Origin of the sequence: Vreelandella hamiltonii, assembly GCF_014651775.1 — a bacterium.
Classification (GTDB): Bacteria; Pseudomonadota; Gammaproteobacteria; order Pseudomonadales; family Halomonadaceae; genus Vreelandella; species Vreelandella hamiltonii.
In genome coordinates, this window is sequence record NZ_BMXN01000021.1 from 1 (window position 1) to 23,147 (window position 23,147).

The 23,147-nt window shown below is 59.0% G+C and carries 24 protein-coding genes; 19 read left to right on the forward strand and 5 right to left on the reverse strand.

The annotated features are described in order from the left end of the window. Window positions 1–204: 204 nt before the first annotated feature. The 3 genes from IE091_RS14620 (at window position 205) to IE091_RS14635 (ending at window position 4,383) form a co-directional block, all read left to right on the forward strand. Window positions 205–1,458: an IS256 family transposase gene (locus IE091_RS14620; RefSeq protein WP_189463980.1), complete on the forward strand. Its 1,254-nt coding sequence runs from the start codon at window positions 205–207 to the stop codon at window positions 1,456–1,458. A 1,271-nt stretch (window positions 1,459–2,729) separates the two neighbouring features. Beyond that, window positions 2,730–3,359 (forward strand): hypothetical protein, encoded by a 630-nt coding sequence (locus IE091_RS14630; RefSeq protein WP_189463981.1) that lies wholly within the window; start codon window positions 2,730–2,732, stop codon window positions 3,357–3,359. Between the two features lie 34 nt (window positions 3,360–3,393). Beyond that, window positions 3,394–4,383: a hypothetical protein gene (locus tag IE091_RS14635; RefSeq protein WP_189463982.1), complete on the forward strand. Its 990-nt coding sequence runs from the start codon at window positions 3,394–3,396 to the stop codon at window positions 4,381–4,383. Window positions 4,384–4,439: 56 nt separating this feature from the next. Here the strand turns inward: IE091_RS14635 and IE091_RS14640 are convergent, their stop codons facing one another. Then, entirely contained in the window at window positions 4,440–5,201 is a 762-nt protein-coding gene (locus IE091_RS14640) for an SDR family oxidoreductase (RefSeq protein WP_081193327.1), read from the reverse strand. 160 nt (window positions 5,202–5,361) lie between these two features. On the opposite strand from IE091_RS14640, the gene IE091_RS14645 reads away from it, so the two are divergent. The 4 genes from IE091_RS14645 (at window position 5,362) to IE091_RS14660 (ending at window position 8,920) form a co-directional block, all read left to right on the forward strand. Continuing rightward, window positions 5,362–5,844, forward strand: coding sequence for an FxsA family protein (locus IE091_RS14645; protein WP_189463983.1), 483 nt, complete (start codon window positions 5,362–5,364; stop codon window positions 5,842–5,844). A 229-nt stretch (window positions 5,845–6,073) separates the two neighbouring features. Next, complete coding sequence (locus IE091_RS14650) at window positions 6,074–6,367, forward strand: co-chaperone GroES (RefSeq protein ID WP_016913703.1); 294 nt, start codon at window positions 6,074–6,076, stop codon at window positions 6,365–6,367. A 64-nt stretch (window positions 6,368–6,431) separates the two neighbouring features. Then, on the forward strand, window positions 6,432–8,075 hold the full coding sequence (gene groL / locus IE091_RS14655) for a chaperonin GroEL (RefSeq protein WP_016913702.1): 1,644 nt from the start codon (window positions 6,432–6,434) through the stop codon (window positions 8,073–8,075). A 110-nt stretch (window positions 8,076–8,185) separates the two neighbouring features. After that, a complete protein-coding gene (locus tag IE091_RS14660; protein WP_189463984.1) occupies window positions 8,186–8,920 on the forward strand; it encodes an RNA methyltransferase in 735 nt (244 codons plus the stop codon). 71 nt (window positions 8,921–8,991) lie between these two features. Here IE091_RS14660 and IE091_RS14665 read toward each other — a convergent pair whose 3' ends face one another. After that, entirely contained in the window at window positions 8,992–10,338 is a 1,347-nt protein-coding gene (locus IE091_RS14665; RefSeq protein ID WP_016913700.1) for a Na+/H+ antiporter family protein, read from the reverse strand. A gap of 295 nt (window positions 10,339–10,633) precedes the next feature. Between IE091_RS14665 and IE091_RS14670 the strand changes: the two genes are divergently transcribed. From IE091_RS14670 to IE091_RS14695, 7 genes are all read left to right on the forward strand, one after another. Then, entirely contained in the window at window positions 10,634–12,025 is a 1,392-nt protein-coding gene (locus tag IE091_RS14670) for a GntP family permease (protein ID WP_189463985.1), read from the forward strand. Window positions 12,026–12,088: 63 nt separating this feature from the next. Beyond that, a complete protein-coding gene (locus tag IE091_RS14675) occupies window positions 12,089–13,297 on the forward strand; it encodes an MFS transporter (RefSeq protein ID WP_081193335.1) in 1,209 nt (402 codons plus the stop codon). Then, window positions 13,294–13,422, forward strand: a complete 129-nt coding sequence (locus IE091_RS18585; RefSeq protein ID WP_254893766.1) for a hypothetical protein — start codon at window positions 13,294–13,296, stop codon at window positions 13,420–13,422. Before IE091_RS14675 ends, IE091_RS18585 begins: the two co-directional genes overlap by 4 nt. 103 nt (window positions 13,423–13,525) lie before the next feature. Beyond that, entirely contained in the window at window positions 13,526–14,293 is a 768-nt protein-coding gene (locus IE091_RS14680; RefSeq protein WP_016913696.1) for a DUF1538 domain-containing protein, read from the forward strand. Continuing rightward, window positions 14,290–15,078, forward strand: coding sequence for a Na,Li,K/H(+) antiporter subunit UmpB (gene umpB, locus IE091_RS14685; RefSeq protein WP_081193337.1), 789 nt, complete (start codon window positions 14,290–14,292; stop codon window positions 15,076–15,078). Before IE091_RS14680 ends, umpB begins: the two co-directional genes overlap by 4 nt. After that, on the forward strand, window positions 15,068–15,427 hold the full coding sequence (locus IE091_RS14690) for a P-II family nitrogen regulator (protein ID WP_016913694.1): 360 nt from the start codon (window positions 15,068–15,070) through the stop codon (window positions 15,425–15,427). The genes umpB and IE091_RS14690 overlap by 11 nt, the downstream gene beginning before the upstream one ends. A gap of 2 nt (window positions 15,428–15,429) precedes the next feature. Then, window positions 15,430–15,837, forward strand: a complete 408-nt coding sequence (locus IE091_RS14695) for a CBS domain-containing protein (protein ID WP_016913693.1) — start codon at window positions 15,430–15,432, stop codon at window positions 15,835–15,837. Here the strand turns inward: IE091_RS14695 and IE091_RS14700 are convergent. Genes IE091_RS14700 through IE091_RS14710 form a run of 3 tightly spaced genes read right to left on the reverse strand, consistent with a single transcriptional unit; the run spans window position 15,834 to window position 18,529 of the window. Then, window positions 15,834–16,763: a metal ABC transporter permease gene (locus IE091_RS14700; RefSeq protein WP_308428140.1), complete on the reverse strand. Its 930-nt coding sequence runs from the start codon at window positions 16,761–16,763 to the stop codon at window positions 15,834–15,836. The genes IE091_RS14695 and IE091_RS14700 overlap by 4 nt on opposite strands. 14 nt (window positions 16,764–16,777) lie before the next feature. Further along, window positions 16,778–17,602: a metal ABC transporter ATP-binding protein gene (locus IE091_RS14705; RefSeq protein ID WP_189463986.1), complete on the reverse strand. Its 825-nt coding sequence runs from the start codon at window positions 17,600–17,602 to the stop codon at window positions 16,778–16,780. A gap of 6 nt (window positions 17,603–17,608) precedes the next feature. Continuing rightward, window positions 17,609–18,529, reverse strand: a complete 921-nt coding sequence (locus IE091_RS14710) for a metal ABC transporter substrate-binding protein (protein ID WP_100730582.1) — start codon at window positions 18,527–18,529, stop codon at window positions 17,609–17,611. A 152-nt stretch (window positions 18,530–18,681) separates the two neighbouring features. Between IE091_RS14710 and mntR the strand changes: the two genes are divergently transcribed. The 5 genes from mntR (at window position 18,682) to IE091_RS14735 (ending at window position 23,145) form a co-directional block, all read left to right on the forward strand. Beyond that, the gene (gene mntR / locus IE091_RS14715; protein ID WP_026001669.1) at window positions 18,682–19,158 is read left to right on the forward strand and encodes a manganese-binding transcriptional regulator MntR; all 477 of its coding nucleotides are present in this window, start codon (window positions 18,682–18,684) and stop codon (window positions 19,156–19,158) included. 75 nt (window positions 19,159–19,233) lie between these two features. Beyond that, window positions 19,234–20,082, forward strand: a complete 849-nt coding sequence (locus tag IE091_RS14720; protein ID WP_189463987.1) for a MurR/RpiR family transcriptional regulator — start codon at window positions 19,234–19,236, stop codon at window positions 20,080–20,082. Window positions 20,083–20,371: 289 nt separating this feature from the next. Then, entirely contained in the window at window positions 20,372–21,409 is a 1,038-nt protein-coding gene (locus tag IE091_RS14725) for a TRAP transporter substrate-binding protein (protein ID WP_189463988.1), read from the forward strand. An 18-nt stretch (window positions 21,410–21,427) separates the two neighbouring features. Continuing rightward, window positions 21,428–22,000 carry a TRAP transporter small permease subunit gene (locus IE091_RS14730; protein WP_189463989.1) on the forward strand — a complete coding sequence of 191 codons (573 nt, stop codon included), beginning with the start codon at window positions 21,428–21,430 and terminating at the stop codon, window positions 21,998–22,000. After that, window positions 21,997–23,145 (forward strand): TRAP transporter large permease, encoded by a 1,149-nt coding sequence (locus IE091_RS14735; RefSeq protein ID WP_189463990.1) that lies wholly within the window; start codon window positions 21,997–21,999, stop codon window positions 23,143–23,145. Before IE091_RS14730 ends, IE091_RS14735 begins: the two co-directional genes overlap by 4 nt. The last annotated feature ends 2 nt before the right edge of the window (window positions 23,146–23,147 follow it).

Genomic DNA, 23,147 nt, shown 5'->3' on the forward strand with positions numbered 1-23,147 from the left:
CAACAGAGCTTCATGGCGAGCCGCAGCATTCTCAAGCTCCATCTCGGCGATGCGCCGATTATCTCCCCGCCCCTGATCAAGGGTAGAGGCCAACTCCGCCTCTGCGAGTTAAGCTCAAGTCTGGTGTATGGGAGGAGATAGGAAGGGTGGCGTATCCTGTTGATTGATCACGACCAAGATCTCAACCAACAGAGTGGATACGCCATGACCGATTCTACCCTCCGGGCTCTTTCACAACCAGAACCCCAGGTCGCTGACCCGCTGCACGAGCTGCTGCGCCAAGGCGCCCGTGACTTGATTGCCAAGGCTTTCGAGGCCGAACTGGCTACCTTCTTGGCGCAGTATGCCGATCATCGGCTCGACGATGGCCGCCAGGCCGTGGTCCGCAACGGGTACCTGCCCGAGCGTACGGTCCAGACTGGCATCGGGGATGTCAGCGTGCAGGTGCCCAAGGTGCGAGACCGCAGCGGTGGAGGCGCTCGCTTTAATAGCAGCCTGCTGCCCTCCTACCTGAAGCGGGCCCGCAGCATCGAGGAGCTGATCCCCTGGCTCTACCTGAAGGGAATCTCCACCGGCGACTACCAGGAAGCCCTGGCGGCGCTGTTGGGCGACCAGGCCAAGGGCCTGTCGGCCAACACCGTGTCACGGCTTAAGAAGCAGTGGGAGGACGAGCATGCCGAGTGGCGAAAGCGAGACCTGGCCGACCGTCGCTACGTCTACTGGTGGGCCGACGGGGTGTACAGCAACGTGCGCATGGATGACCGCCTGTGCCTGCTGGTGATCATCGGGGTCACCGAGCAGGGCCGCAAGGAGCTGGTGGCCGTCGAGGACGGCTTCCGCGAGTCGGCGGACAGCTGGGAGACCCTGCTGACAGGTCTGCGAGAGCGTGGTCTGACCCAGGCTCCCACGCTGGCGGTGGGCGACGGTGCCATGGGGTTCTGGGCGGCCTTGAGCAAGATCTACCCAGAGACCGACCATCAGCGCTGCTGGGTCCACAAGACCGCTAACGTGCTGAACAAGCTGCCGAAGTCGGTACAGCCCAAGGTCAAGGCCGACCTCCATGACATCTGGATGGCCGAGACCCGCTTTGATGCGTACAAGGCCTTCGATCGCACGCTGAAACGCTTCGAGGCCAAGTACCCCAAGGCGATGGCCTGCCTGGCCAAGGATCGGGACGAGCTGCTGGCGTTCTACGACTACCCGGCAGAGCACTGGGTGCATATCCGCACCACTAACCCGATCGAGTCGACCTTCGCCACGGTGCGCCTGCGGAGCAAGCGGAGCCGGAACTGCGGCTCCCGAGCGACGACCCTGGCGATGGTCTTCAAGCTGCTCCAGAGCGCCGAGAAGCGCTGGAAGCGCATCAAGGGGTTCAGCAAGCTGGAACTGGTCGTGAACAACGTCCGGTTTCAGGATGGAGAGCAGGTAACCGATCAGTCAGACAGGACTGTCGCCTGACCGCCATCCACCAGATTTGACTATAACTCGTGTGGTAACCCTGTTGGGCGAAGCGCTGAGCAGCTTGTACGGCATCATGGGCACGGCGGCCCGGACGGAAGCCGTAGCTGTGCTCGCTAAAAGTAGGATCGATCAGCGGTTGTAGAACTTGCAGCAGTGCCTGTTGGATAAGACGGTCAGTCACGGTGGGTATCCCCAGTTCTCGTTCGCTTCCATCTGGCTTCGGAATAGCCACTCGGCGGACAGGCTGAGGATAATATCGACTTGCAAGAAGCTGCTGTCGAATATCGGGCCAGGCCCACCTTAGGTGCTCGGCGGTCTGAGCAATGTCCAGACCATCGATGCCTGCTGCTCCCTTGTTGGCACGCACGCGCTTCCATGCACGTAGCATGTTCTCTCTTGCGAAGGCCCGCTCAAGCAGACCTTGCCCTGCGTCCTCCGACACTTGTCGCGGGAGGCCAGTTTCATCGCTGGAGCAGGACGACAAGGCTTCACCTTGGCATGCCTTCTCCCGCCCCGCAGTCGCGGGCATCTGATGCATTACTGATCTCATCGACAAGACGTTTGACGCTCCTTCTCGTTCAGCCCTTTGCTCCAAAAAAAAAGACGAGGAGCTACTACGGCCTCTGCTGACTTCTCGCTCCGTGGGGTCACGTTGCCCTTTCAGGCATAAGGCGAGATCTCCCCGGGTAAGGACACACTCCTTCACCGCACAACCGCCGGATATACGCTACGTCGCCTTGGCCACAAGAGCTTCGCGGCTTCTTGCCCGCTCGCCCTGCTCGGCAGCGCCTCCTATCCGGTTCTTGTTCATCGGCTCGCGGTTTACGCTCCACGCTTCCTTCCCACGGTTGGTCACCCTTCCGCAGTTGCGCTTCGCTTCGTTCGCTGTGGCCAGCTTACGGGAGGACTTGCACCTCCAGGAGTGCGCCCGTGCCGGGCGCACAAGAGAGCCCAGGCGTGAGGCCTGGGCTACAAATTGTCATTTCATGGCAGCGCCGGTTTTTCTGTATGCCTACCTGTATGCCTAACCAAATTTATCGCCGCAACATATTGATTAATAAAGACAATTCAAGTCTCCCCATCCGCACCAATCACAACTTGTCGTGTGGTACTCTTTACCACTAGCGCAAGATCAAGAATTCGGTAGCGCCATGCTAACCGAATTTTTTTGTTTCTAGCCCTCTATTATTGATTGCTGCTGGCATGCAGTTCATCTTCCGCTATCTTTGCAGTTGACTCATGATGGCAATTGAGAAGGATCTCAACCTATGCAATGGCTCAATGATCACGCTCAAGCTATTTCTGCCGTGGCCAGCGTGTGCACTCTGTTCGTCTGGCTTTTCTACGCGCAGCTGCTCTACAACGGTTACGTTCGTCAACGACGACCCCGCATCATCGTCAATCGTGGCAAGGGAGTAGGCACCGACGCGCTTTGCCTGATCAGCAACATGAGCAGCGAAGCAATTTATATCCAGCATCTCGTGGCGGTGCTTCATACCCCTGAAGGCGCCTACCCTTTGGATATCGTCGAGTATCAGCAGCAAAGTGGCGAGGAAAACGAAGCCTGCTATCGCACCCATCAAGGCCCCTTGCCCTCTGGCGACTACCTGCATATTCAAACGTTTGGCTCGATCGTCCAGCAACTGGCGCGCTACTGGAAGCTGGATGACGCATTACTGCAGGAGCAGACGCTGATGCTGGAGATACGCGTCATCGCCATTTATGGCTCGGAGGACATGCCGGTAGGGGCTGCCCGACGCTTCCACCTCTCGCTCCAGGCAGAGCCAACACGCCAACTGGTGCCGGTTCACCTGGATACGCAGCGCATGAACAGTCGCCGTGACCGTCAACGCGTTGTAGAGTGGGCAAAAGAGATTGAGCTGCACAAAGCGCAATGAGGCACTCAATCGATAATGAACAGGGAAGCCAATGATGAAATTCACCGTTGCCACCATGTGCTTGAGCGTGATACTTACGCCCACTTGTCTGCTTGCTGATGAAACGGACAGCGATTTGCCCGAGTGGGCCGAAGAGCGGGTCGAACCCTTTCGTGCCCGCGTTGGAGACTGGGTAGATAACACCTCTCGCAACATCGATGCCTTTTTTGGTGGCGACGACTCGGCTACGGCGCACAACGACTCTTACTTACGACTGGGGCAAGAGCTGGACTGGATGGAGGGTGACGGCACCAGTGGCGACATCAGCCTGCGCTACCGGATTGACCTGCCGACCACGGAAGATCGCTTGCGACTGATCATCGAGAGTGATCCTGAAGAGTCTCAAGGCACTCTGGCAGACCAGGGATCAGGCCGTCTGTATAACGACCAGCGTGATCGCAGCACCTCCACCTTTGGGTTTGATTGGCTGGAACGGCGTGACAAACGCGAAAACTGGAGCAACCGGGTGGGTGCAGGTATAAGGCTGCGCATGCCACTGGATCCCTACGTCCGATTCACCAGTGAACGGCTGTGGGATATAGGCGACGGGCCTTGGCAGCTTGAGTCCTACAACCGCGTTTCCTGGTTCAATAATGAAGGCTACTCAGCACGTACCTCCTGGGACATTGGCCGCCCCCTGGCAGACGATCTCCACCTGCGTTTCATCAGCACGCTGCAGTGGCGGGAAGAGGAAGATACGCTGGAATTCAGTGAAGTAGCCCAGTTGAATCAGCGACTTAATCGGCGCAGCGCACTACGTTACTCAGCCCTGGCAATCGGCGAAAGTGCCTCCAATCCGCATATAACCAATTACTATCTACAGACGCGTTACCGTCGAGACATTCACAAAGGCATTCTGTTTGGCGACGTCATACCGGAGCTGCATTTCCAGCGAGAAGACAGTTACGAGCCTCGGTGGGCCATGACACTGCGCCTCGAGATGTATTTTCAGCGTGAAATACATCGCAACTATTTCCACTTCTAGCGTTTTGCAGGCTCAGGGGCGATGGCCACACCCGCCACCACCCCGAGCGCCTCGCTCTAAAGCCTCAACCCCCCATCGCACTCGATGATCCGGGCCGTGAAGTAGTCATTTTCGAAAATGAACGCGACGCTGCGCGCGATATGTTCGGGCTGCCCCAGCTGCTTCAACGGCACGCTGCTGGCAATGCGTTCCAGCATGTCGGGTCGCATGGAGGCCGTCATATCGGTCTCGATGAAACCCGGTGCTACGGTACCAGTACGAATGCCATAGCGGGCCAGCTCCTTGCCCCAGGTCACCGTCAGCGCGTGTACGCCTGCCTTGGCAGCCGCATAGTTGCTCTGCCCCATGTTGCCCGCACGTGAAATGCTCGAAATATTGACGATAACACCCGGCTGACCGGCCTCGATCATCTGGGTGACCGCTTCTCGGCCACACAAGAAAACGCCTGTCAGGTTGACATCCAGCACTCGCTGCCAGGAAGACAGCGACATGCGCTTTTCCACTACCCCCTCTTTGGCTTTCACCAGCAGGCTGTCATCGGTAATACCGGCGTTGTTGACACAGCCACTTACCGCGCCCATGCGCTTGGCAATGTCTGCAAAAGACTGCTGCACCGAGGCTTCATCTGCCACATTGGTCACGAACGCCTGCGCTTCGATACCGGCCGCCGACAAGCTCGAGACGGCCTCGTCCAACGCTTCACCGCTCATGTCGAGAAGGGCAAGACGCGCCCCTTGTGCGCCCAGATGTTTTGCCATGGCAAACCCCAACCCGCGGGCGCCTCCGGTAATCGCCACCACTTGCTCATTCAACTGCATGCGTCTCTCCTTTTCGAAACCAGGGGTTGTGCATTGCAGCATAGATAGCCGTCAGCAAAAAATCGACTCGGCCAACGCTTGCGCTCACTGCAGGCAATGCAGATTGTTTTTTATAATTCTGACACCATATTGACTCATTACGTCTGTACTGGAGTCGCTCATGCCCATTCTTCTCTTTATTTCCCTATTCACGCTACTGGACTTTGTGCTTCTTTTTACCGTGGGAAGCCGGATCGAGCTTCTGGCGACGCTGGTACTGGTGCTAGGCACAGGGTTTATCGGGCTGCACTTGATTCGCAAGGAAGGAGTCTCCACCCTGGCGCGTGCTCGCCAGCGTATGCAGATGGGAGAAATCCCCTCCCAGGAAGTGCTCACAGGTGCGGCCCTGATTTTCGGTGGCGCCCTGCTGTTGGCGCCCGGCTTTCTCTCGGATGCACTGGGCATTGCGTGCCTGCTGCCCAGCGCGCGGCAGCTGCTGTTGAAGCTGATGGCCTGGCTAGGCGTCAAGGCCTCGCTGGCCACCCGTCAAGGCCCGGCCCCAGAGCGTGAGCCACCCCATCAGCACGAGCCTGGTTCGTCCTCCTCGGAGGGGCCGCTGGAAGGAGACTTCATCAGCAAGGATGAGTCTTCTCGCAGGCAGTGAACAGAAGCGGGTTAGGCGCACTGATAATCCGCAATTTTTTTATAGCGCCCCCCTTGAAAGGCAGTGACCAGCCCCCACTTTTGAGTCAGCACACAACTTCGGTAATGCCTGATGGCGTTACCATTGACATGAAGGCAACAGGCCTTCGCTTTCCGCGGGCGCTGCCCACGGAAATTCCTTCAAGCTAATGGCCCCAAGGGGCTTTGACACTACTCAGGAGAACGTGAGCATGAATATCCGTCCTTTGCACGATCGCGTTGTGATCCGTCGCGTGGAAGAAGAGCAGAAAACCGCTGGCGGCATCGTGCTTCCGGGCAATGCACAGGAAAAGCCCACGCGTGGCGAAATCCTGGCAGTTGGTAATGGTCGCATTCTTGAAAGCGGCGACGTTCGCCCGCTGGATGTCAAAGTGGGTGACACGGTGATTTTCAAGGACGGCTACGGCGTCGAGAAGCAAAAAATCGACGGCGAAGAAGTTTTGATCATGAGTGAAGCCGATATCCTGGCGGTCGTTGAAGGCTAAGACGCCTCGGCTACCCATTTACGTTCATCGTTCAATTTCAATTTCAATTTAGGAAGTAACGAACATGGCTGCTAAGCAAGTTAAGTTCTCTGATGACGCTCGTAAACGCATGGCGCGTGGTGTAGATATCCTGGCAAACGCCGTCAAGGTCACGCTAGGCCCGAAAGGCCGCAACGTGGTGCTGGACAAGTCCTTCGGCGCCCCGACCGTCACCAAAGACGGTGTTTCCGTCGCCAAAGAGATCGAACTGAAAGACAAGTTCGAGAACATGGGCGCTCAGATGGTCAAGGAAGTCGCTTCCAAGACGTCTGATGCCGCAGGTGACGGTACCACTACCGCTACCGTGCTGGCCCAAGCCATCGTTGCAGAAGGCCTGAAAGGCGTGACGGCTGGCATGAACCCGATGGACCTGAAGCGCGGCATCGACCAGGCGGTCACCGCTGCCGTCAAGGAAATTCAGGCCATGTCCGTGCCCTGCACCGACACCAAATCCATCGCTCAGGTAGGCACCATCTCTGCCAACGGCGACAAGCGCATTGGCGAGATCATTGCCGAAGCGATGGAGAAAGTAGGTAAAGAAGGCGTCATCACCGTTGACGAAGGTCGCGGCTTCGAAGACGAGCTGGAAGTCGTCGAAGGCATGCAGTTCGACCGTGGCTACCTCTCTCCCTACTTCGTCACCAATCAGGACACCATGGCGGTCGAGCTGGAAGACCCCTACATCCTGCTGGTCGACAAGAAAATCTCCAACATCCGCGAGCTGCTGCCGGTGCTGGAAGGTGTTGCCAAGCAAGGCAAGCCGCTGGCCATCATCGCCGAAGACATCGAAGGCGAAGCGCTTGCCACGCTGGTGGTCAACAACATGCGCGGCATCGTCAAGGTAGCGGCTGCCAAGGCACCCGGCTTTGGTGATCGTCGCAAGGCCATGCTGCAGGATATCGCTATCCTGACCAACGGCACGGTCATCTCCGAGGAAGTCGGTCTGACCCTCGAGCAGGCAAACCTGGATCACCTGGGTACTGCCAAGCGCATCACCATGACCAAAGAGAACACCACCATCATCGACGGTGCTGGTGCAGAAGGTGATATCGAAGCACGCGTCAATCAGATCCGCGCGCAAATCGAAGACACCTCCTCCGACTACGACAAAGAGAAGCTGCAAGAGCGCGTTGCCAAGCTGGCAGGCGGCGTTGCCGTTATCCGCGTAGGCGCAGCTACCGAAGTCGAAATGAAAGAGAAGAAAGCACGTGTCGAAGACGCGCTGCACTCTACTCGCGCAGCCGTCGAAGAAGGCGTGGTACCTGGTGGCGGCACGGCGCTGGTACGCGTCATGGCCAAGGTACAAGGCCTGACCGGTGACAACGAAGACCAGAACCACGGCATCAACATGGCCCTGCGTGCCATGCAGGCGCCGCTGCGTCAGATCGTCACCAACGCCGGTGAAGAGTCTGCGGTGGTCATCAACCGTGTGAAAGATGGCGAAGGCAACTTCGGCTACAACGCACAGACCGGCGAATACGGCGACCTGTTCGAAATGGGTGTACTCGACCCTGCGAAAGTGACCCGTACTGCGCTGCAGTCTGCCGGTTCCGTTGCGGGCCTGATGATCACCACCGAGTGCATGATCGCCGACGACCCGGAAGAGAAAGAAGCTGCCCCGGACATGGGTGGCATGGGCGGAATGGGTGGCATGGGCGGCATGATGTGAGCCCCACCACCTCGCTCTGACGTAAAACGTCCTTCAGAACCCCGCTTCGGCGGGGTTCTTTGCGTGTTACCATCCCCTTTCTTCTTGGCAGCTTTCAGGTTCGACGTCCCGTGCTTTCCAATATTCGTATCGTGCTGGTACACACCTTTCATCCCGGCAATATTGGCGCCACCGCCCGCGCCATGAAAACCATGGGCCTGACCCAGCTGGTGCTGGTCAACCCACGTGCTTTTCCTGACGAAGAGGCCACTCGACTGGCGGCGGGCGCTACCGATGTGCTGGACAACGCGCGCTGCGTCAGCACCCTGGAAGACGCCCTGCAGGACTGCGTTCAAGTGGTCGGGGCCAGTGCCCGATTACGCAGCATGCCGCTCCCCCACTTCGACGAACCGGATGACATGGCACATCAGGTCATTGCCAATGCCCATCAAGCCCCCGTGGCGCTGGTGTTTGGCCGCGAGCGTTCCGGCCTGACCAATGACGAGATCCGCTGCTGCACCCACCAGGTCAGCATACCGGCCAATCCGGATTACGGCATTTTGAATCTCTCGCAAGCCGTGCAGATTCTTGCCTATGAAGTGCATCGCGCCTGGCGACGGCGCGACGACAGTGATTTCGTCTATCAACGGCCCCTGGAAGCGGCGCCGCCCAGTCGCGAACAGTTTGGCTACTTCCAGGAACACCTGGGTCGGCTCATGCACGAGAGCGGTTTTTTGACCCAGCCTCACGCACGCACCGAAGAGCAGTTGCAGGCACTGTTCTCACGTGCCCAGCCAAGCCGCAAGGAATTATCGCTACTCCGCGGGCTACTGAGCGCCTTCGAGGCACACCTGCCCAAACAGTAAGCAGCGCACGCCAACCGCCAGACAAAAAAGGCCGCCCGCCATTTGGCGGCCTTTTTCGGATGATGCGCAGATCAAAGCGACATGGCCGCCAGCCAACCAAACGCAATCAGCGGAAGGTTATAGTGCAGGAAGGTCGGCACGACGCTATCCCACATATGGTCATGCTGGCCGTCCACGTTCAGGCCGGCAGTGGGCCCCAAAGTGGAGTCCGATGCCGGTGAGCCAGCATCGCCCAATGCCGCCGCGGTGCCCACCAAGGCCACGGTGGCCATGGGCGAAAACCCGAACTGAATCGCCAATGGGACGAAAATGGCGGCAATGATCGGAATGGTAGAAAACGATGAACCAATGCCCAGCGTGATGAACAGCCCCACCAGCAGCATGACCAGCGCAGCCAGGCCGCGATTGTCACCAAACAGCTCGAAGGCGCCCGCCACCAGAGCCTCGATATCCCCCGTGGCTTTCATCACTTCGGCAAAGCCTGCCGCTGAAATCATGATGAAACCGATGAGTGCCATCATGCGCATGCCGCTGGTGAACAGATCATCGGCCTCACGCCATTTGAAAATCCCCCCCAATGACAGCAGGCCAATGCCCACCAGGCCGCCCACGATCATGGAACCGGTATACAGCTGCAGGCCCAGCGCAGCCACGATGGCGACCCCCGACATGACCAACCCCAGCATATGAGGCTCGGCGGGCGTATGCGCCTGCTCACCCGCAGGTGCGGCCAGCGGCTTGGCGGCGTAGTGGCGCTGACCGCGATAGCTGAACAGCAGGGCGACGACCAGCCCGATGGCCATTCCGCCCACGGGGATCGCCATGGCCATGGGCACCATGCCCCGAGTGATGTCGAGCCCCGCCGCCGCCCCTGCGCTATTCAGGTTGGCCAGCAGTATGTCGTTCAGGAAGATGGCCCCAAAGCCCACTGGCAGAAGCATATAGGGTGCCGTCAGACCAAAAGTGAGCGCACAGGCAACCGCGCGGCGGTCCAGCTGCAAGCGGTTCATGACCACCAGCAGCGGCGGAATCAGGACGGGAATGAACGCAATATGCACCGGGATGGCGTTTTGAGAAGAAATCGCCACCAGCAACACGGCGCCCAGCAGCAGCATTTTCACCCGCGCCTGATGCGCTGCCGTGGCCTCCTTACCCAACAGCTTGATCAACCGCGTGGCCAGCAAATCCGGCAGGCCGGAGCGAGAAATAGCGACCGCAAAGGCCCCCAGCGTGGCGTAGGCCAACGCCACCTGGGCACCGCCTCCCACACCATCATTGAAAGCGCTGAGCGTGTCATCCAGCGACAGTCCACCCGCCAGCCCTCCTACCAGGGCCCCTACCACCAGGGCAAACACCACCGACACACGAAGAAGTGACAGCGTCACCATCACGAGCACTGCAAGAATGACTGCATTCATGGAGATATCCAGAGCTAATGGAACGTCTTTGATACGAAGTCTTCACCAGGTTCTTAAAACCAAGTTCTTGAAACCAGGCCCTTAAAACCAGGTTTTTAAACCATGCCTTTAAAACCAGGCGGCGGATTTTAGCAGATAGCGCGCCCTTCATCAGGCTTATCTGATCCCCGAGTACGCTGGCACAGCGGCTAAGACTTTAGTCACAGCGCTCTTGCTGCTATGCAACAATCCTCCTAGTATCGGGACCTTCATTGATGACCGGCACTGCTAATTTAACAATGTCTTAGGAGCCTGCATGGACATTTTCGCCATTCTCATTTCCCTGATACTGCTGATGTTACTGGCTTACAGAGGCATCTCAGTGCTGCTGTTGGCACCGCTCATGGCGTCGCTGGCAGTCCTGCTTTCCGGTGATGGCGGCCTGCTGCTGCCCATTTACACCGACACCTTCATGCGGGCGCTGGGTAACTACGTCACTCAGTTCTTTCCGCTGTTCCTGCTGGGCGCCCTGTTCGGCCAACTGATGGCCGACTCCGGTGCCGCGCAGTCCATTTCCAACGGTATCGTCAAGCGGCTGGGCACGCATCACGTGGTGCTGACCGTGGTCATGGCCTGTGCCGTACTGACCTACGGTGGCGTGTCACTGTTCGTGGTGGCCTTTGCCATCTATCCCATCAGCCGTGAGCTCTTCCGTCAGGCCAATGTGCCTAAGCGGCTCATACCTGCGTCCATCGCGCTGGGCTCCTTTACCTTTACCATGACGGCCCTGCCAGGCACCCCAGCCATTCAGAATGCCATTCCCATTCCTTACTTTGGCACCAACAGCTTTGCGGCTCCCGGATTGGGCATCATTGCCGGGCTTATCATGCTGGGCCTGGGCACCTACTATCTGCAGTCCAGGGTTCGCAAGGCAGCCGCCAACGGCGAAGGCTACGGCACGCATACCGAGCGTGAAGTCGCCCCCCGGCAGGACGACACGCCCGCCTCCACGCTCCCCTTGGCAGTCGCTTTGATTCCTCTGATCATGGTCATCGGCCTGAACGCGCTGTTTACCTATGGCGTTTTCCCCGCCATGGATCTGAGCTATATCAGCGATGCTTTCGAGAACATCACCCCCAGCCGCCAGACTGGCCTGTGGGCGATCCTGATCTCGCTGCTGAGCGCCTCGGCATGGCTGATCATTACCCGCTGGAACCATTGGAAAGATTTGAAAGACACCATCAACCAGGGCTGCTTTGGCTCGCTGCTGCCGATTTTCAATACCGCCTCCGAAGTGGGCTATGGGGCAGTGATTGCCAGCCTGGCAGGCTTCATGATCATCCGTGATGCCGTGCTCAACGTTTCCGGCAACCCGCTGATTTCCGAAGCGTTGGCCATGAGCGTGCTGGCAGGCATTACCGGCTCCTCATCGGGCGGCCTGTCGATTGCCTTGCAAACCCTGGGTGATGAATACCTGGCCATGGCGCAGCAGGCAGGCATCAATCCCGAACTGATGCACCGTGTCGCCACCCTGGCCGCGGGTGGCATGGACACGCTTCCCCACTCGGGGGCGGTGATCACGCTACTGGCCATTTGCGGGCTGACGCACCGCCAGTCCTATGCCAACGTGGCCATGGTCACTATCGTGCTGCCGATTTTTGCGTTGATCAGCGTGATTACGCTGGGCACGCTGTTTGGAAGCTTCTAAAGCCGCGTAAGCCATGCGATAGTTGGTTAACGTGTTAACCAGCGAACAACAACGAGACCCGTCATGGCCCTTACACGACACTCCTCCCTGCTGCTGATCCTTCTGGCCAGCCTCATCATCTCTACGGCGATGGGGCTGCGCCACGGTTTCGGGTTGTTCCTCGAACCCATGAGCAGTGAGCTTGGCTGGGGGCGCGGGGTCTTTGCCCTGGCGCTGGCCATTCAGAATTTGATGTGGGGCCTGGCACAGCCTTTCACCGGCGCGCTGGCAGACCGCTTCGGCGCGGCCAGAATCATCGTGGCCGGGGGCGTGCTCTACGTGCTGGGGCTGTGCTTCATGAGTCTTTCCACCAGCGCGTTGGGCATGACCCTGAGCGCTGGCCTGCTGATCGGGATCGGCCTCTCTGGCACGACCTTCTCGGTGATCCTGGGCGCTGTTGGGCGGGCGGTGCCTGCCGAAAAGCGCAGCATGGCCATGGGAATCGTCAGTGCGGCGGGCTCGTTTGGCCAGTTCGCCATGCTGCCGGGCACGCTGGGGCTGATCGAGTGGCTGGGCTGGTCGGCGGCCCTGCTGGCCATGGGCATGATTGCCGCCGTGATGATTCCGCTGGGCGCCATGCTCAAGGATCGCCCACGCCCCCATGCGCTGGGCGACCTGAGCCTGCGCGACGCGCTCAACGAAGCCGCCGGGCAAAAAGGCTTCTGGCTGCTCTGCCTGGGCTTTTTCGTGTGCGGGTTTCAGGTGGTGTTCATTGCCGTGCACTTGCCGGGCTACCTGTTCGATAACGGGCTTGCCGTGCAAGTGGGTACCACCGTTCTGGCCTTGGTGGGGCTGTTCAACATCGTGGGCACCTATACGGCAGGCTGGATGGGAGGAATCTGGTCCAAGCCGCGCTTGCTCAGCTGGCTATACCTGATCCGAGGCGTGGTCATCACCGCGTTTCTGGTCGCACCCCTCAGCGCCTACAGTGCCTACGCGTTTGGTATCGCCATGGGCTTGCTGTGGCTCTCGACCGTGCCACTGACCAACGGCATCGTGGCGTCGGTGTTTGGCGTCAAACACCTCTCCATGCTGGGCGGCATCGTGTTTCTGTTCCACCAGTTGGGGTCGTTCATGGGCGTCTGGCTAGGCGGCTACCTTTATGACATGACCGGTCATTACGATACCGTCTGGCAAATCGCCATCGTGCTCTCCGTGGTGGCCGCCGCCTTGCACTGGTTCATCAGCGAAAAACCGCTGGCACGCACCACTCCCAAGCAGGTGACACCATGACACCACAGACTCTTTCGCTAGCGCTGCTGGGGGCGCTGGCCATCGCCGGGGGAAGTGCCCTTGCCTGGTGGGGGTGGCACTCGCTGGATGCGGGCCTGCTGTTGATGGGCAGTCGTTTGTGTTGAACGGTATTTTCGACCCAAAGCTTGCGCCATATCAGGCCTGCTTCATGATCATTTGATTAATATCAAGTCATTGCCCTGACGTTTACGGACTTCCCCAGACTTCATGAATATCGTCACTTCACTGCTTCATCAATTTAAAGACAGCCTCCGGGATTTGCTGCCCGTCGTGGCTGTCATGGCCTTTTTTCAGCTGGTCGTGATCGGTCAGCCGCTACCCGCAAGCCTGGCTTTCCTGGACTTGATCATAGGCTTGTTGTTTGTAGTGGTAGGCCTGACACTATTCATCAAAGGGCTGGAGCTTGGCCTTTTTCCTTTAGGAGAAAACCTCGCTCGAGCCTTTGTCGCCAAGGGCTCGATCGCCTGGCTACTGCTGTTCGCATTTGCTCTGGGGTTTGGCTCCACCGTGGCTGAACCAGCATTGATTGCAGTGGCTGCTCGTGCAGGCGAGGTGGTTGCTGCAGGGGGCCTGATTGCCAACACCGGTGAGTCACAAGCCTCGTTTGCTTTCACGCTACGAATGGTTGTTGCCTGCTCGGTAGGCACCGCCGTCATGCTTGGCGTATTGCGCATCTTCAAGGGCTGGCCGCTGCATTTGATGATTATTGGCGGCTACGCGCTGGTCATGCTGCTGACCCTTTTTGCACCCAGCGAACTCGTCGGTATTGCATACGACTCTGGGGGCGTCACAACATCGACGATTACTGTGCCGCTGGTAACGGCCCTGGGAGTCGGTCTCGCCTCGAGTATCAAGGGCCGCAACCCCATGCTGGATGGTTTTGGCTTGATTGCCTTCGCCTCCGTCATGCCGATTATTTTTGTGTTGCTCTTTGGCATTTTTGGACTCGATTTGGTCAAGGGGATCAATCCATGAATTTGCTTATTACGCTCTGGAGTACGCTACTCGATATCTTTCCTATCGCCGCGATTATTTTTGGTTTTCAATATCTTGTCATCCGCAAACGTGTGAAACGCCTGCCGCAAGTCATCGTGGGCTTTGTCATGGTTTGGGTAGGATTATCACTTTTTCTAGTGGGTCTGGAACAAGCGCTGTTTCCGATGGGAGAGCTCATGGCCGGCCAGCTGACCAATGCTGACTTTCTCCCCGGGCTCGCCGATGGCGCCCAGCGCCACTGGAGCGACTATTACTGGGTATACATCTTTGCCTTTACCATTGGCGCCAGCACCACCATCGCTGAACCCTCGCTGATTGCAGTGTCTATCAAAGCTGGAGAAATATCCGGCGGCACCATTCGACCGTTTACATTGCGCCTCGCCGTCGCACTTGGCATGGCCTTCGGCATCACGCTAGGGGCCTGGCGTATTGTCATGGGCTGGCCACTACAGTGGTTTGTATTGGGTGCCTACACGTTGGTGATCTTGCAAACGTTGCGCTCGCCAAAAAGCATTATTCCGCTCGCGTTTGATTCCGGCGGCGTGACGACTTCTACGATAACAGTTCCTATTATCGCCGCTCTGGGGCTTGGCCTGGCTTCCTCTATTCCAGGGCGAAGCGCACTCATGGATGGCTTTGGGATGATTGCGCTGGCCTGCCTGTTTCCCATCATCACGGTGATGGGCTATGCCCAAATCGCTCAATGGAGAGACCGCAGACTCAGCGTAAGGTTAACCAACGAAGGAAAACGTAATGCGCTTTAAACTCATCGTAGCACTGGTTGAAGACGACTTGACCGATGATGTCCTCAAGGCGGCTCGTGATGCGGGCGCAACGGGAGCGACCGTCATCAATAATGCCAGGGGCGAAGGACTCAAAAAAGCACGCGGCATCTTTGGCATGGAAATCACCGCTCAGCGGGACGTGCTCCTGTTCCTGACCGAAGAGCATATTAGCCGACTCATTCTGGAGTCCATCGCGGAGGTAGGTCAGTTCGATGAGACACCAGGCACTGGCATCGCGTTTCAGATAGACGTTGAAGATGCCGTGGGCGTACAGCATCAAATCAAATCACTGACCGAGGTGCTTGGTCAGCCAGCAGACAGGGAGTGAGCATGTTAGAGCATCAAAGTGCCATACCAACGGCAGAAACGATCATGCACTCACAATACAGGCTGGTCGATGGCCTGTTGACGGTTGCAGAAGGCATCGACGTGATGCGCAAACACAACGTTAACGTCTTGATCATACAACCACGTGACGCAACCGATGAGCATGGAATAGTGCTCGCAACGGACATTGCCAAAAAGGTACTGGCGGCGAATCGCTCGACAGAACGCGTCAGCCTGTACGAAATCATGACCAAGCCGGTCATCAGCGTCCGCCCCGAAATGAGCATACGTAACTGTGCTCGGCTATTTGGTCAATTTGGCCTTTCGCTAGCCCCGGTCACTAATCAACAACACCAGGTCCTTGGCATAGTGGATTACTCCTGTATCGTGACCGGGTGGGCATCCTCTTAACGTCCTAGTTGGCGATGCCGCCAGCGCCGCATCAGCACGCCATGCCGAGGAGAAAACAGCAGCGCCAGGAAGAAGCAGCTGGTGGCGACCAGGACGATGGTGCCTCCCGAAGCCACGTCGAAGGCATAAGAGAGCCATAGCCCCAGTACCGCCGAGCCCACACCGACACTGGTGGAAATCAACAGCATCGTTGTGAAACGGTCGGTCAGCAGGTGGGCGGTGGCGCCAGGGGTGATCAGCATGGCAACGACCAGAATGATGCCTACGGTTTCCAGGCTTGCCACGATGGTCAGGGTCAGCAGCAGAATCAGGCCGTAATGAATGACGCTGGTATTGAACCCCAGCGCCTGGGCCTGCGTGGGGTCGAAGGCATAGAGCATCAGCGGCCTGAAAGCGAGCCATATCACCAGCAGCGCCACGACGCTGGCAGCCAGCGTGAGCATCAGCGCCGACTGCTGTACGCCCAGCACGTTGCCGAACAGGATATGCATCAGGTGCGTGCTGGAGGCCATCTTGCTGATCAGCACGATGCCCAGCGCAAAAGCGCCGGTGAACATGATACCCATGGCCGCGTCCGATTTGATGCGCGTATGGCGCTCGATGGCACCGATACCCAACGACGTCAGCGCCCCCGTCACGAAAGCCCCGATGAAAAACGGCAGCCCCAGCAGGTAGGCAATCGCCACGCCAGGCAACACCGCATGTGAAATCGCATCCCCCAGCAGCGACCAGCGCTTGAGCACCACATAGCAGGAGAGCAGACCGCAAATGGCGCCCACCAGCATCGAGGTCAGCAGCGCACGCTGCATGAAGGCGTACTGAAACGCATCGGAAATGGCGTCGGGTAACAGATTGATGGGCACCATCAGCGCCGCCAGCAGGCCAGCGATCAGCGCGCTGGCCATGCTATCCAGTGTATCTAACATGTTGAAATTGACCGTTATTGAGGCATCAAAGCAGGAGCACTGGTCTGTTGCAAGGTAAAGGAATCTGGCGCTGGCTGGGCGCTCACCGCCAGTTCGGCCAGCCTGCGGTCGCTGAGCATTTCATCCGGGGACCCCGCCCCGCGGATGAAGCGGTTGATCAGCACCACATGGTCCACATAGCGGCGCGCTCCCGGCATGTCATGGGTCACCATGACAATGGTCCTGCCCGCTTCTCGCTCCCGCTTGAGCACATCGAGAATCAGCTGCTCGCTGGGCGGGTCAACGCCCGCCAGCGGTTCGTCCAACAACAGGATACTGGCCTGCTGGGCCAGGGCCCTGGCCAACAGCACACGTTTTTTCTGGCCGCCCGACAGCGCCCCAATGGGACGCTCGGCCATGTCCAGCATATTCACGTCCTGCAGCGCCTTGCGCACGACGTCACGGTGGCTCGGAGCCTGCCAACGCCCAGGCAGCAGACGCCGCCATAGAGGGTCATGGCGCATGTGGCCGTAGCGCGCCGTCATTACGGTGTCCCATACCGAGATGGGAAAGTCCCACTCGATCGCTTCACGTTGCGCCATATAGGCGATACCGCCAGCTTTGCGGCGCCGCTGAATGGGCTCTCCGAACGCCATCACCTGGCCACGCAGCGGCTTCATGCTACCGGTCAGCACATGAAACAGCGTCGACTTGCCAGCCCCGTTCGGCCCGACGATAGCCGTCCAACGCCCCGCCGGCAAGCTCAGCTGAATGTTTTCGAGCACCGGCTGGCGCTGATAGGCGGCATAGACCCCCGATACCTCAATGGCCGCCGGAGGTAGTGACGAAGCACTGTTCATGATGACCTACTCGACACCCAGATAACGGCGCAGCAGTTCGGCATTGTGGCGCTGCATGGCAAAGTAGTCACCCGCCACACCGTCCGGCTCGCTGAGTGAGTCCACGTAAAGTGGGCCTGCCACCGGCAGCCCCGTATCACGGGCGATGCTGGTCACATGACGGTCAGAAATGGTGCTTTCCCAGAACAGTGCGGCGGGCTGGCGCTCGTTGATCAAATCGATGATGCGCATCAGCTGGCGTGGAGAGCCTTCGGTTTCGGCATTGGTGCCCCAGATGCCATCGTGCTTGAAGTGAAAGGCATCGGCAAAGTAGAGAAACGCCGCCTCGCTGGACAGCAGCACACGCCGTTCTTCGGGAATTGCCTCAAGGGTCTCTTGCAGTTCGACATACAGTGCGTGCAGCTCGTCTTCCAGCGCGCTGGCACGCTGGTGAATCTCTCCCGCCTGCTGTGGCAAGCGCTCTTCCAGGGCGTTGGCAATGGCCTGCACGTAGGCGCTGGCGGCACGCGGGTCCATCCACAGATGCGGGTCGATATCGCCTTCCATGTCGCCTATCGCAATCGACTGCGTGGGATAGCCCGAGTCCTCAGCCACGGCCAGCACGGGCACGCCTTGCGATACCGTGGCTTCCACCTGGCGCATCCACTGCTCCAGCTGGTAACCGTTGTAGAAGACGATATCGGCCTTCTCGAGGGCCGCAAAATTATCCGGCGTCAGCTCCCACTCATGCACTTCAGCGTTGATGGGCGTCAGCACGGTCACTTCAGCATCGTCACCCGCTACCCGCTGCACCAGATCGCCCAGCACCGAAAAAGTGACGGCCACGTTGATGGGCGGATGCAACAGCTCGTTGGCATACGCCGAGGACGTGCTCGCACCGAAGGCCAGGGAAGCCCCCATCAACATCCATCCGTAAGATTTCGCCATCGCCAACTGCTCCCGTGTAAACTCACATATGATATCACTGTAGCTCAAAGAAAAAGCCAAGTGCAAATAGTTTAGCCTTGGCTAACAATTATCCGTCCAAATGCGCTACCATCACCAATCAACGATGCCACTAACCTTGATAAATATTGCCAATGAGTGATCACGACCCGCGGCACGCTCCTGCCTCATGTGAGAAAAGCGGTGACGCCCTACCGCCAGTGGAGCAGCACGCTCAGCAGTATGAAACCGTGCGCAACGCTCATGAAACCGAGCTCATCGAAGATTACGTGGAGCTGATCGGTGATCTGTTGCGGCACCGCGGTGAGGCCCGAGCAGCAGACATCGCCAATCGCATGGCCGTCAGCCAGGCCACCGTGTCGAAGATGATTCGGCGACTCAACGAGCTGGGGCTCGTCACCAGCCAGCCTTACCGATCGCTGTTTCTGACCGAAGAAGGCCAGAAAGTGGCCGAAACCTCCCGCGCCCGGCACGACATCGTGCTGCATTTCCTGCGCGCTCTGGGCGTCGAAGACAGCACCGCGCGCATCGATGCCGAAGGCATGGAGCACCACGTGAGTGATACGACCCTGGCCATCATGAAGCGCTTCACCGAGCAACAGTCGCAGTGATCACTGACGCGGCCATCTTGTCCTGATGCCTGATAACCCGCATCATTCAAGAAACCGTGGTTTCAGGATACTGTCATGTCGCCCGCTTCGAAAGAACGCTCCTTTCTTGCCCGTGTTCGCCATGCACTGCCCTCCCTGCATCCGGCAGAGCGGCGGCTGGGTGAATTCGTCTGCGACTTTCCCGGCGAGTTGGCCAGCTACAATGCCCAGGAGCTGGCACGCTTTGCAAAAGTTTCCAAGGCGACGGTATCGCGTTTCGTCAGGCGCTTGGGTTATGACAATTACGAAGCCGCACGCAGGCATGCCCGCGAAGAGCAGACGACGGGGTCGCGCCTGTTTCTCCCCGCTCAGCGTCTCGGCCAATCCGAATCCTGGCTTGCCCAGGGGCTGACCTTCAGCAAGGACAACCTGGACAGAACCTTTGCCGCCATCACCCAGACCGATATCGACGCCGTCGCCAACGCATGGCTGGCGGCACGTAAAATCTGGGTCGTTGGCTATCGCGCTAGCCGCCCGCTAGCCGACTACCTGCGCTGGCAGCTGTTGCAAGTGACCGGAGACATCGCCGCCATTCCCGGCCCTGGCGAAACCCTGGGCGAGCACCTTGCCGACATTGGCCCGGAAGACAGCGTCATCGTGCTGGGGTTGCGGCGCCGAGTTGCGACGACCGAACAGCTGCTGAGCAGCGCCAGGGAGTGCGGGGCCTCGCTGGTGTATATCACCGATGAAGGCACGGAGCCCCACCCTTCCGCTACCTGGCATTTTCGCTGCCATACGCACGCTTCCGGGCCGCTGTTCAATCACACTGCGGTCATGACCCTCTGTCATCTGCTGATCATGCGCACCATCGAGCTGGCCGGAGACGCCTCGCGGCAGCGTTTGAGCCGCATCGAAACCCTCAACGACCGCTTTGAAGAGCTTTAATCGAGCCATTTCGACGAGCGCCTGCTTTTACTGAAGCACTCTTCTAGTTCATCACCCCATCAACATGCACTTTCAAGGTGCATTTTTGTCTCTCACGCCCCATGTCGTGTTACCCCATTTTTCGGTCAACGCGTGGTTTCTGCCTGTTTTATATATGAAATTTAAATTTCATAGCTCTTGTGGCATGAAATATGGATCTACTTAACAAACGCTGCGCAGGATGCGCGGTGAGCAACACGCCCAGCCTGGCGTACCACATCGCACCCACTACAGATAACAGGAAGCCTCCATGTTCAAGCGCACTCTTCTCATGACCGCCCTTTCCGCCGCTGTGATCGGCAGCGCCGCCCACGCCGATACGCTGTCTCTCAAAGTGCTCGGCCAACCTGCCGGTTCGGGGCTGATTGCCCAGAACAAGGAGCGCCCCTTCTTCGAAAATTTCGCCGAGCACAGCGGCCTGGAAGCCACGGTTCAGTACATTCCGGTAGATGTGGCAGGCATTCCCGATACGGACGGGCTACGCATCCTCAACTCCGGTCTTTTCGACATCGTCTCGCTGCGCGGCCCCCAGGTCAGCCGTGACGAGCCCTCGGTGCTCGGGATGGACCTGATCGGCCTGAACACCAGTTTCGAGACTGGCCGGGACAATGTCATGGCCTTTTATGATTATGTGGATTCACGCCTGCAGTCCCGCTTCAACGCCAAGTTATTGGGCGTATGGCCTGCCGGTCCCCAGGTCATCTTCTGCAACAAGGAGATTTCCGGCCTGGAGGACTTGAGAGGCCTGCGCGTGCGGGTGGGTGACCAGAGCGCAGCCAACTTCATTGGCCAATTGGGCGCCACCGGCATTTCGATGCCCTTCGGCGACGTGCAACAAGCGCTCTCTCGGGGCGTCGTGGATTGCGGCATCACCGGCCCTGCCTCGGCCAACGCCGGCGGCTGGCCAGAGGCAACGACCACCGTGTTGCCCATCGCTCTACAGCTGGCCATCAATGGCTACGCCATCAACCTGGACACCTGGAACCGCCTGGATGAGACCCAGCAGTCCCAGCTGGAAACGGCCATTGCCGAGCTCAGCGACGACATCTGGAGCTACTCGGAAGCGCTTTACGAAGATGCCATGCGCTGTAACGCCGGTGAGTCGCCCTGCGAGTTCGGCAACCAGTATGCGCTGACCGAAGTCGACGTTTCCGACGCCGATCTGGCTGCCGTCACCGCCGCAGTAGAGGAAGTGTCCCTGCCACTATGGGCCACCCAGTGCAATAACGTGGCCGCCGACTGCGAAGCCACCTGGCGCGAAACGGTCGGCGCTCAGCTTGGCCTGTAACGTTACCAGGAGACCCGTATGACTTTTTGTGCTCGCCTGATGGGGATCCTGTTCGGCACGTTCATGCTACTGCTGGCCGTGCTGATCACGATAGAGACCCTGATTCGCAAATTCTTTTCGCTGTCGTTTGGTGGCGTCGATGAGTTGGGAGGCTACGCCATTGCGGTGGCGGCGCCTCTGGCCTTCGGCGTCGCCATGATCGAGCAGTCGCATATTCGCATCAATCTGCTGCACATGCGCCTGCCCACCACCGTCAAAGCGATCCTCAATGCCCTGGCAGCCCTCTCGTTGGGGCTGCTGGCGGCCTTTCTGCTGTACTTTACCGTGCAGACCGTACTCGACACGCATAACTACCGCTCCATCGCCCAGACCCCCTGGGCCACGCCGCTGATCTACCCTCAAGCGGTCTGGCTGGTGGCCATGGGCATCTTTGCGGCGAGCGCGGCCCTGCTGGCCCTGCAAGCCCTGCGCCTGCTGATCCGGCGAGACTGGCCCGCACTGAACCAGCGCTTCGGCCCTGCTTCAGCCAGTGAAGAACTCGAAGCTGAACTGGCCGATCTCGAGCAGCGTGAAAAAGGAGCACAGCCATGAGTATTCCGGTCATTGCAGGGGCGTTCATGGTTATGCTGGCCCTGATGCTGCTCAGCCTGCCAGTGGCGGTGTCGATTTTGCTGGTGGGCGTGGCGGGCGGCTATCTGATGTACGGCGCCCCGCTGGTGAACATGATGGGCGGCGTCGTCTGGAGCAGCCTGAACAGCCCGTCGATGCTCGCCATTCCACTCTTCATGCTGCTGGGGGAGCTGCTGTTACGCGGCGGCATCGCGGACCGCATGTATGCCGCGCTGGCGGTGTGGTTCAATCGCCTGCCGGGTGGTTTGCTGCATACCAATATCGCTACCTGCACGCTGTTCTCCGCCACCTCCGGCTCCTCGGTGGCCACCGCGGCCACCGTAGGCACCATCGCCCTGCCGGCGCTCCAGCAGTATCGCTACCCCATTCGTCCTTCGCTGGGCTCGCTGGCAGCGGGCGGCACGCTGGGGATTCTCATTCCCCCCAGCATCAACCTGCTGGTGTATGGCCAACTGGCCAATACCTCCGTCAGCCAGCTCTTTGCTGCCGGGTTGATACCGGGCATTGCACTGGCGCTGCTGTTCTCGCTCTACCTGTGGCTCGCCCACGGCAAGGCGGGCAAGGCATCGCTGGTCGAGGTCAATGTCTCGCTTCAGGACAAGCTGTCGCTGTCGAAGCACCTGATTCCTCCCGTGGTCATCTTTGGCGTGGTCATGGGCAGCATCTACGGCGGCCTGGCCACCCCCACCGAATCCGCCGCCATTGGCGTGGTCATCGCCCTTGGCTTCATCGCCGTTGGTGGCAAGCTGACGCTGGACCTGTTGATTCACTGCTCGCTGCAGGCGGCCAAAACATCGGGCATGGTGATCATCGTCTTGATGTGCGCCCTGCTGCTCAACGTCACCATCTCGATGCTGGGAGTTACCCAAGCACTTACCCAGTGGGTCGCCTCCTTCGGCCTGACGGCAGTAACGCTGCTGCTGGTGCTGTTCGTGTTTTACGTGATTCTGGGCACCTTCATGGACGCCATGTCGATGCTGGTGCTGACCGTACCCATTACCGTGCCCATGGTCATGGCGGTGGGCATCATGGTGTTGTTCACCTTTGCCATCATGATTTGGCCAGGCATCGTCATGTGGCTACCCGACCTTCTGGCGGGGCGTTGAGG

Coding starts and splice junctions, on each gene's coding strand:
- IE091_RS14675 (WP_081193335.1), top strand. CDS start 12,089: ATGGCCCTTACACGACACTCCTCCCTGCTGCTGATCCTTCTGGCCAGC.
- mntR (WP_026001669.1), top strand. CDS start 18,682: ATGAGTGATCACGACCCGCGGCACGCTCCTGCCTCATGTGAGAAAAGC.
- IE091_RS14635 (WP_189463982.1), top strand. CDS start 3,394: ATGAAATTCACCGTTGCCACCATGTGCTTGAGCGTGATACTTACGCCC.
- IE091_RS14690 (WP_016913694.1), top strand. CDS start 15,068: ATGCGCTTTAAACTCATCGTAGCACTGGTTGAAGACGACTTGACCGAT.
- IE091_RS14720 (WP_189463987.1), top strand. CDS start 19,234: ATGTCGCCCGCTTCGAAAGAACGCTCCTTTCTTGCCCGTGTTCGCCAT.
- IE091_RS14730 (WP_189463989.1), top strand. CDS start 21,428: ATGACTTTTTGTGCTCGCCTGATGGGGATCCTGTTCGGCACGTTCATG.
- IE091_RS14640 (WP_081193327.1), bottom strand. CDS start 5,201: ATGCAGTTGAATGAGCAAGTGGTGGCGATTACCGGAGGCGCCCGCGGG.
- IE091_RS14695 (WP_016913693.1), top strand. CDS start 15,430: ATGTTAGAGCATCAAAGTGCCATACCAACGGCAGAAACGATCATGCAC.
- IE091_RS18585 (WP_254893766.1), top strand. CDS start 13,294: ATGACACCACAGACTCTTTCGCTAGCGCTGCTGGGGGCGCTGGCCATC.
- IE091_RS14645 (WP_189463983.1), top strand. CDS start 5,362: ATGCCCATTCTTCTCTTTATTTCCCTATTCACGCTACTGGACTTTGTG.
- IE091_RS14710 (WP_100730582.1), bottom strand. CDS start 18,529: ATGGCGAAATCTTACGGATGGATGTTGATGGGGGCTTCCCTGGCCTTC.
- IE091_RS14725 (WP_189463988.1), top strand. CDS start 20,372: ATGTTCAAGCGCACTCTTCTCATGACCGCCCTTTCCGCCGCTGTGATC.
- groL (WP_016913702.1), top strand. CDS start 6,432: ATGGCTGCTAAGCAAGTTAAGTTCTCTGATGACGCTCGTAAACGCATG.
- umpB (WP_081193337.1), top strand. CDS start 14,290: ATGAATTTGCTTATTACGCTCTGGAGTACGCTACTCGATATCTTTCCT.
- IE091_RS14705 (WP_189463986.1), bottom strand. CDS start 17,602: ATGAACAGTGCTTCGTCACTACCTCCGGCGGCCATTGAGGTATCGGGG.
- IE091_RS14630 (WP_189463981.1), top strand. CDS start 2,730: ATGCAATGGCTCAATGATCACGCTCAAGCTATTTCTGCCGTGGCCAGC.
- IE091_RS14620 (WP_189463980.1), top strand. CDS start 205: ATGACCGATTCTACCCTCCGGGCTCTTTCACAACCAGAACCCCAGGTC.
- IE091_RS14670 (WP_189463985.1), top strand. CDS start 10,634: ATGGACATTTTCGCCATTCTCATTTCCCTGATACTGCTGATGTTACTG.
- IE091_RS14665 (WP_016913700.1), bottom strand. CDS start 10,338: ATGAATGCAGTCATTCTTGCAGTGCTCGTGATGGTGACGCTGTCACTT.
- IE091_RS14650 (WP_016913703.1), top strand. CDS start 6,074: ATGAATATCCGTCCTTTGCACGATCGCGTTGTGATCCGTCGCGTGGAA.
- IE091_RS14680 (WP_016913696.1), top strand. CDS start 13,526: ATGAATATCGTCACTTCACTGCTTCATCAATTTAAAGACAGCCTCCGG.
- IE091_RS14735 (WP_189463990.1), top strand. CDS start 21,997: ATGAGTATTCCGGTCATTGCAGGGGCGTTCATGGTTATGCTGGCCCTG.
- IE091_RS14700 (WP_308428140.1), bottom strand. CDS start 16,763: ATGTTAGATACACTGGATAGCATGGCCAGCGCGCTGATCGCTGGCCTG.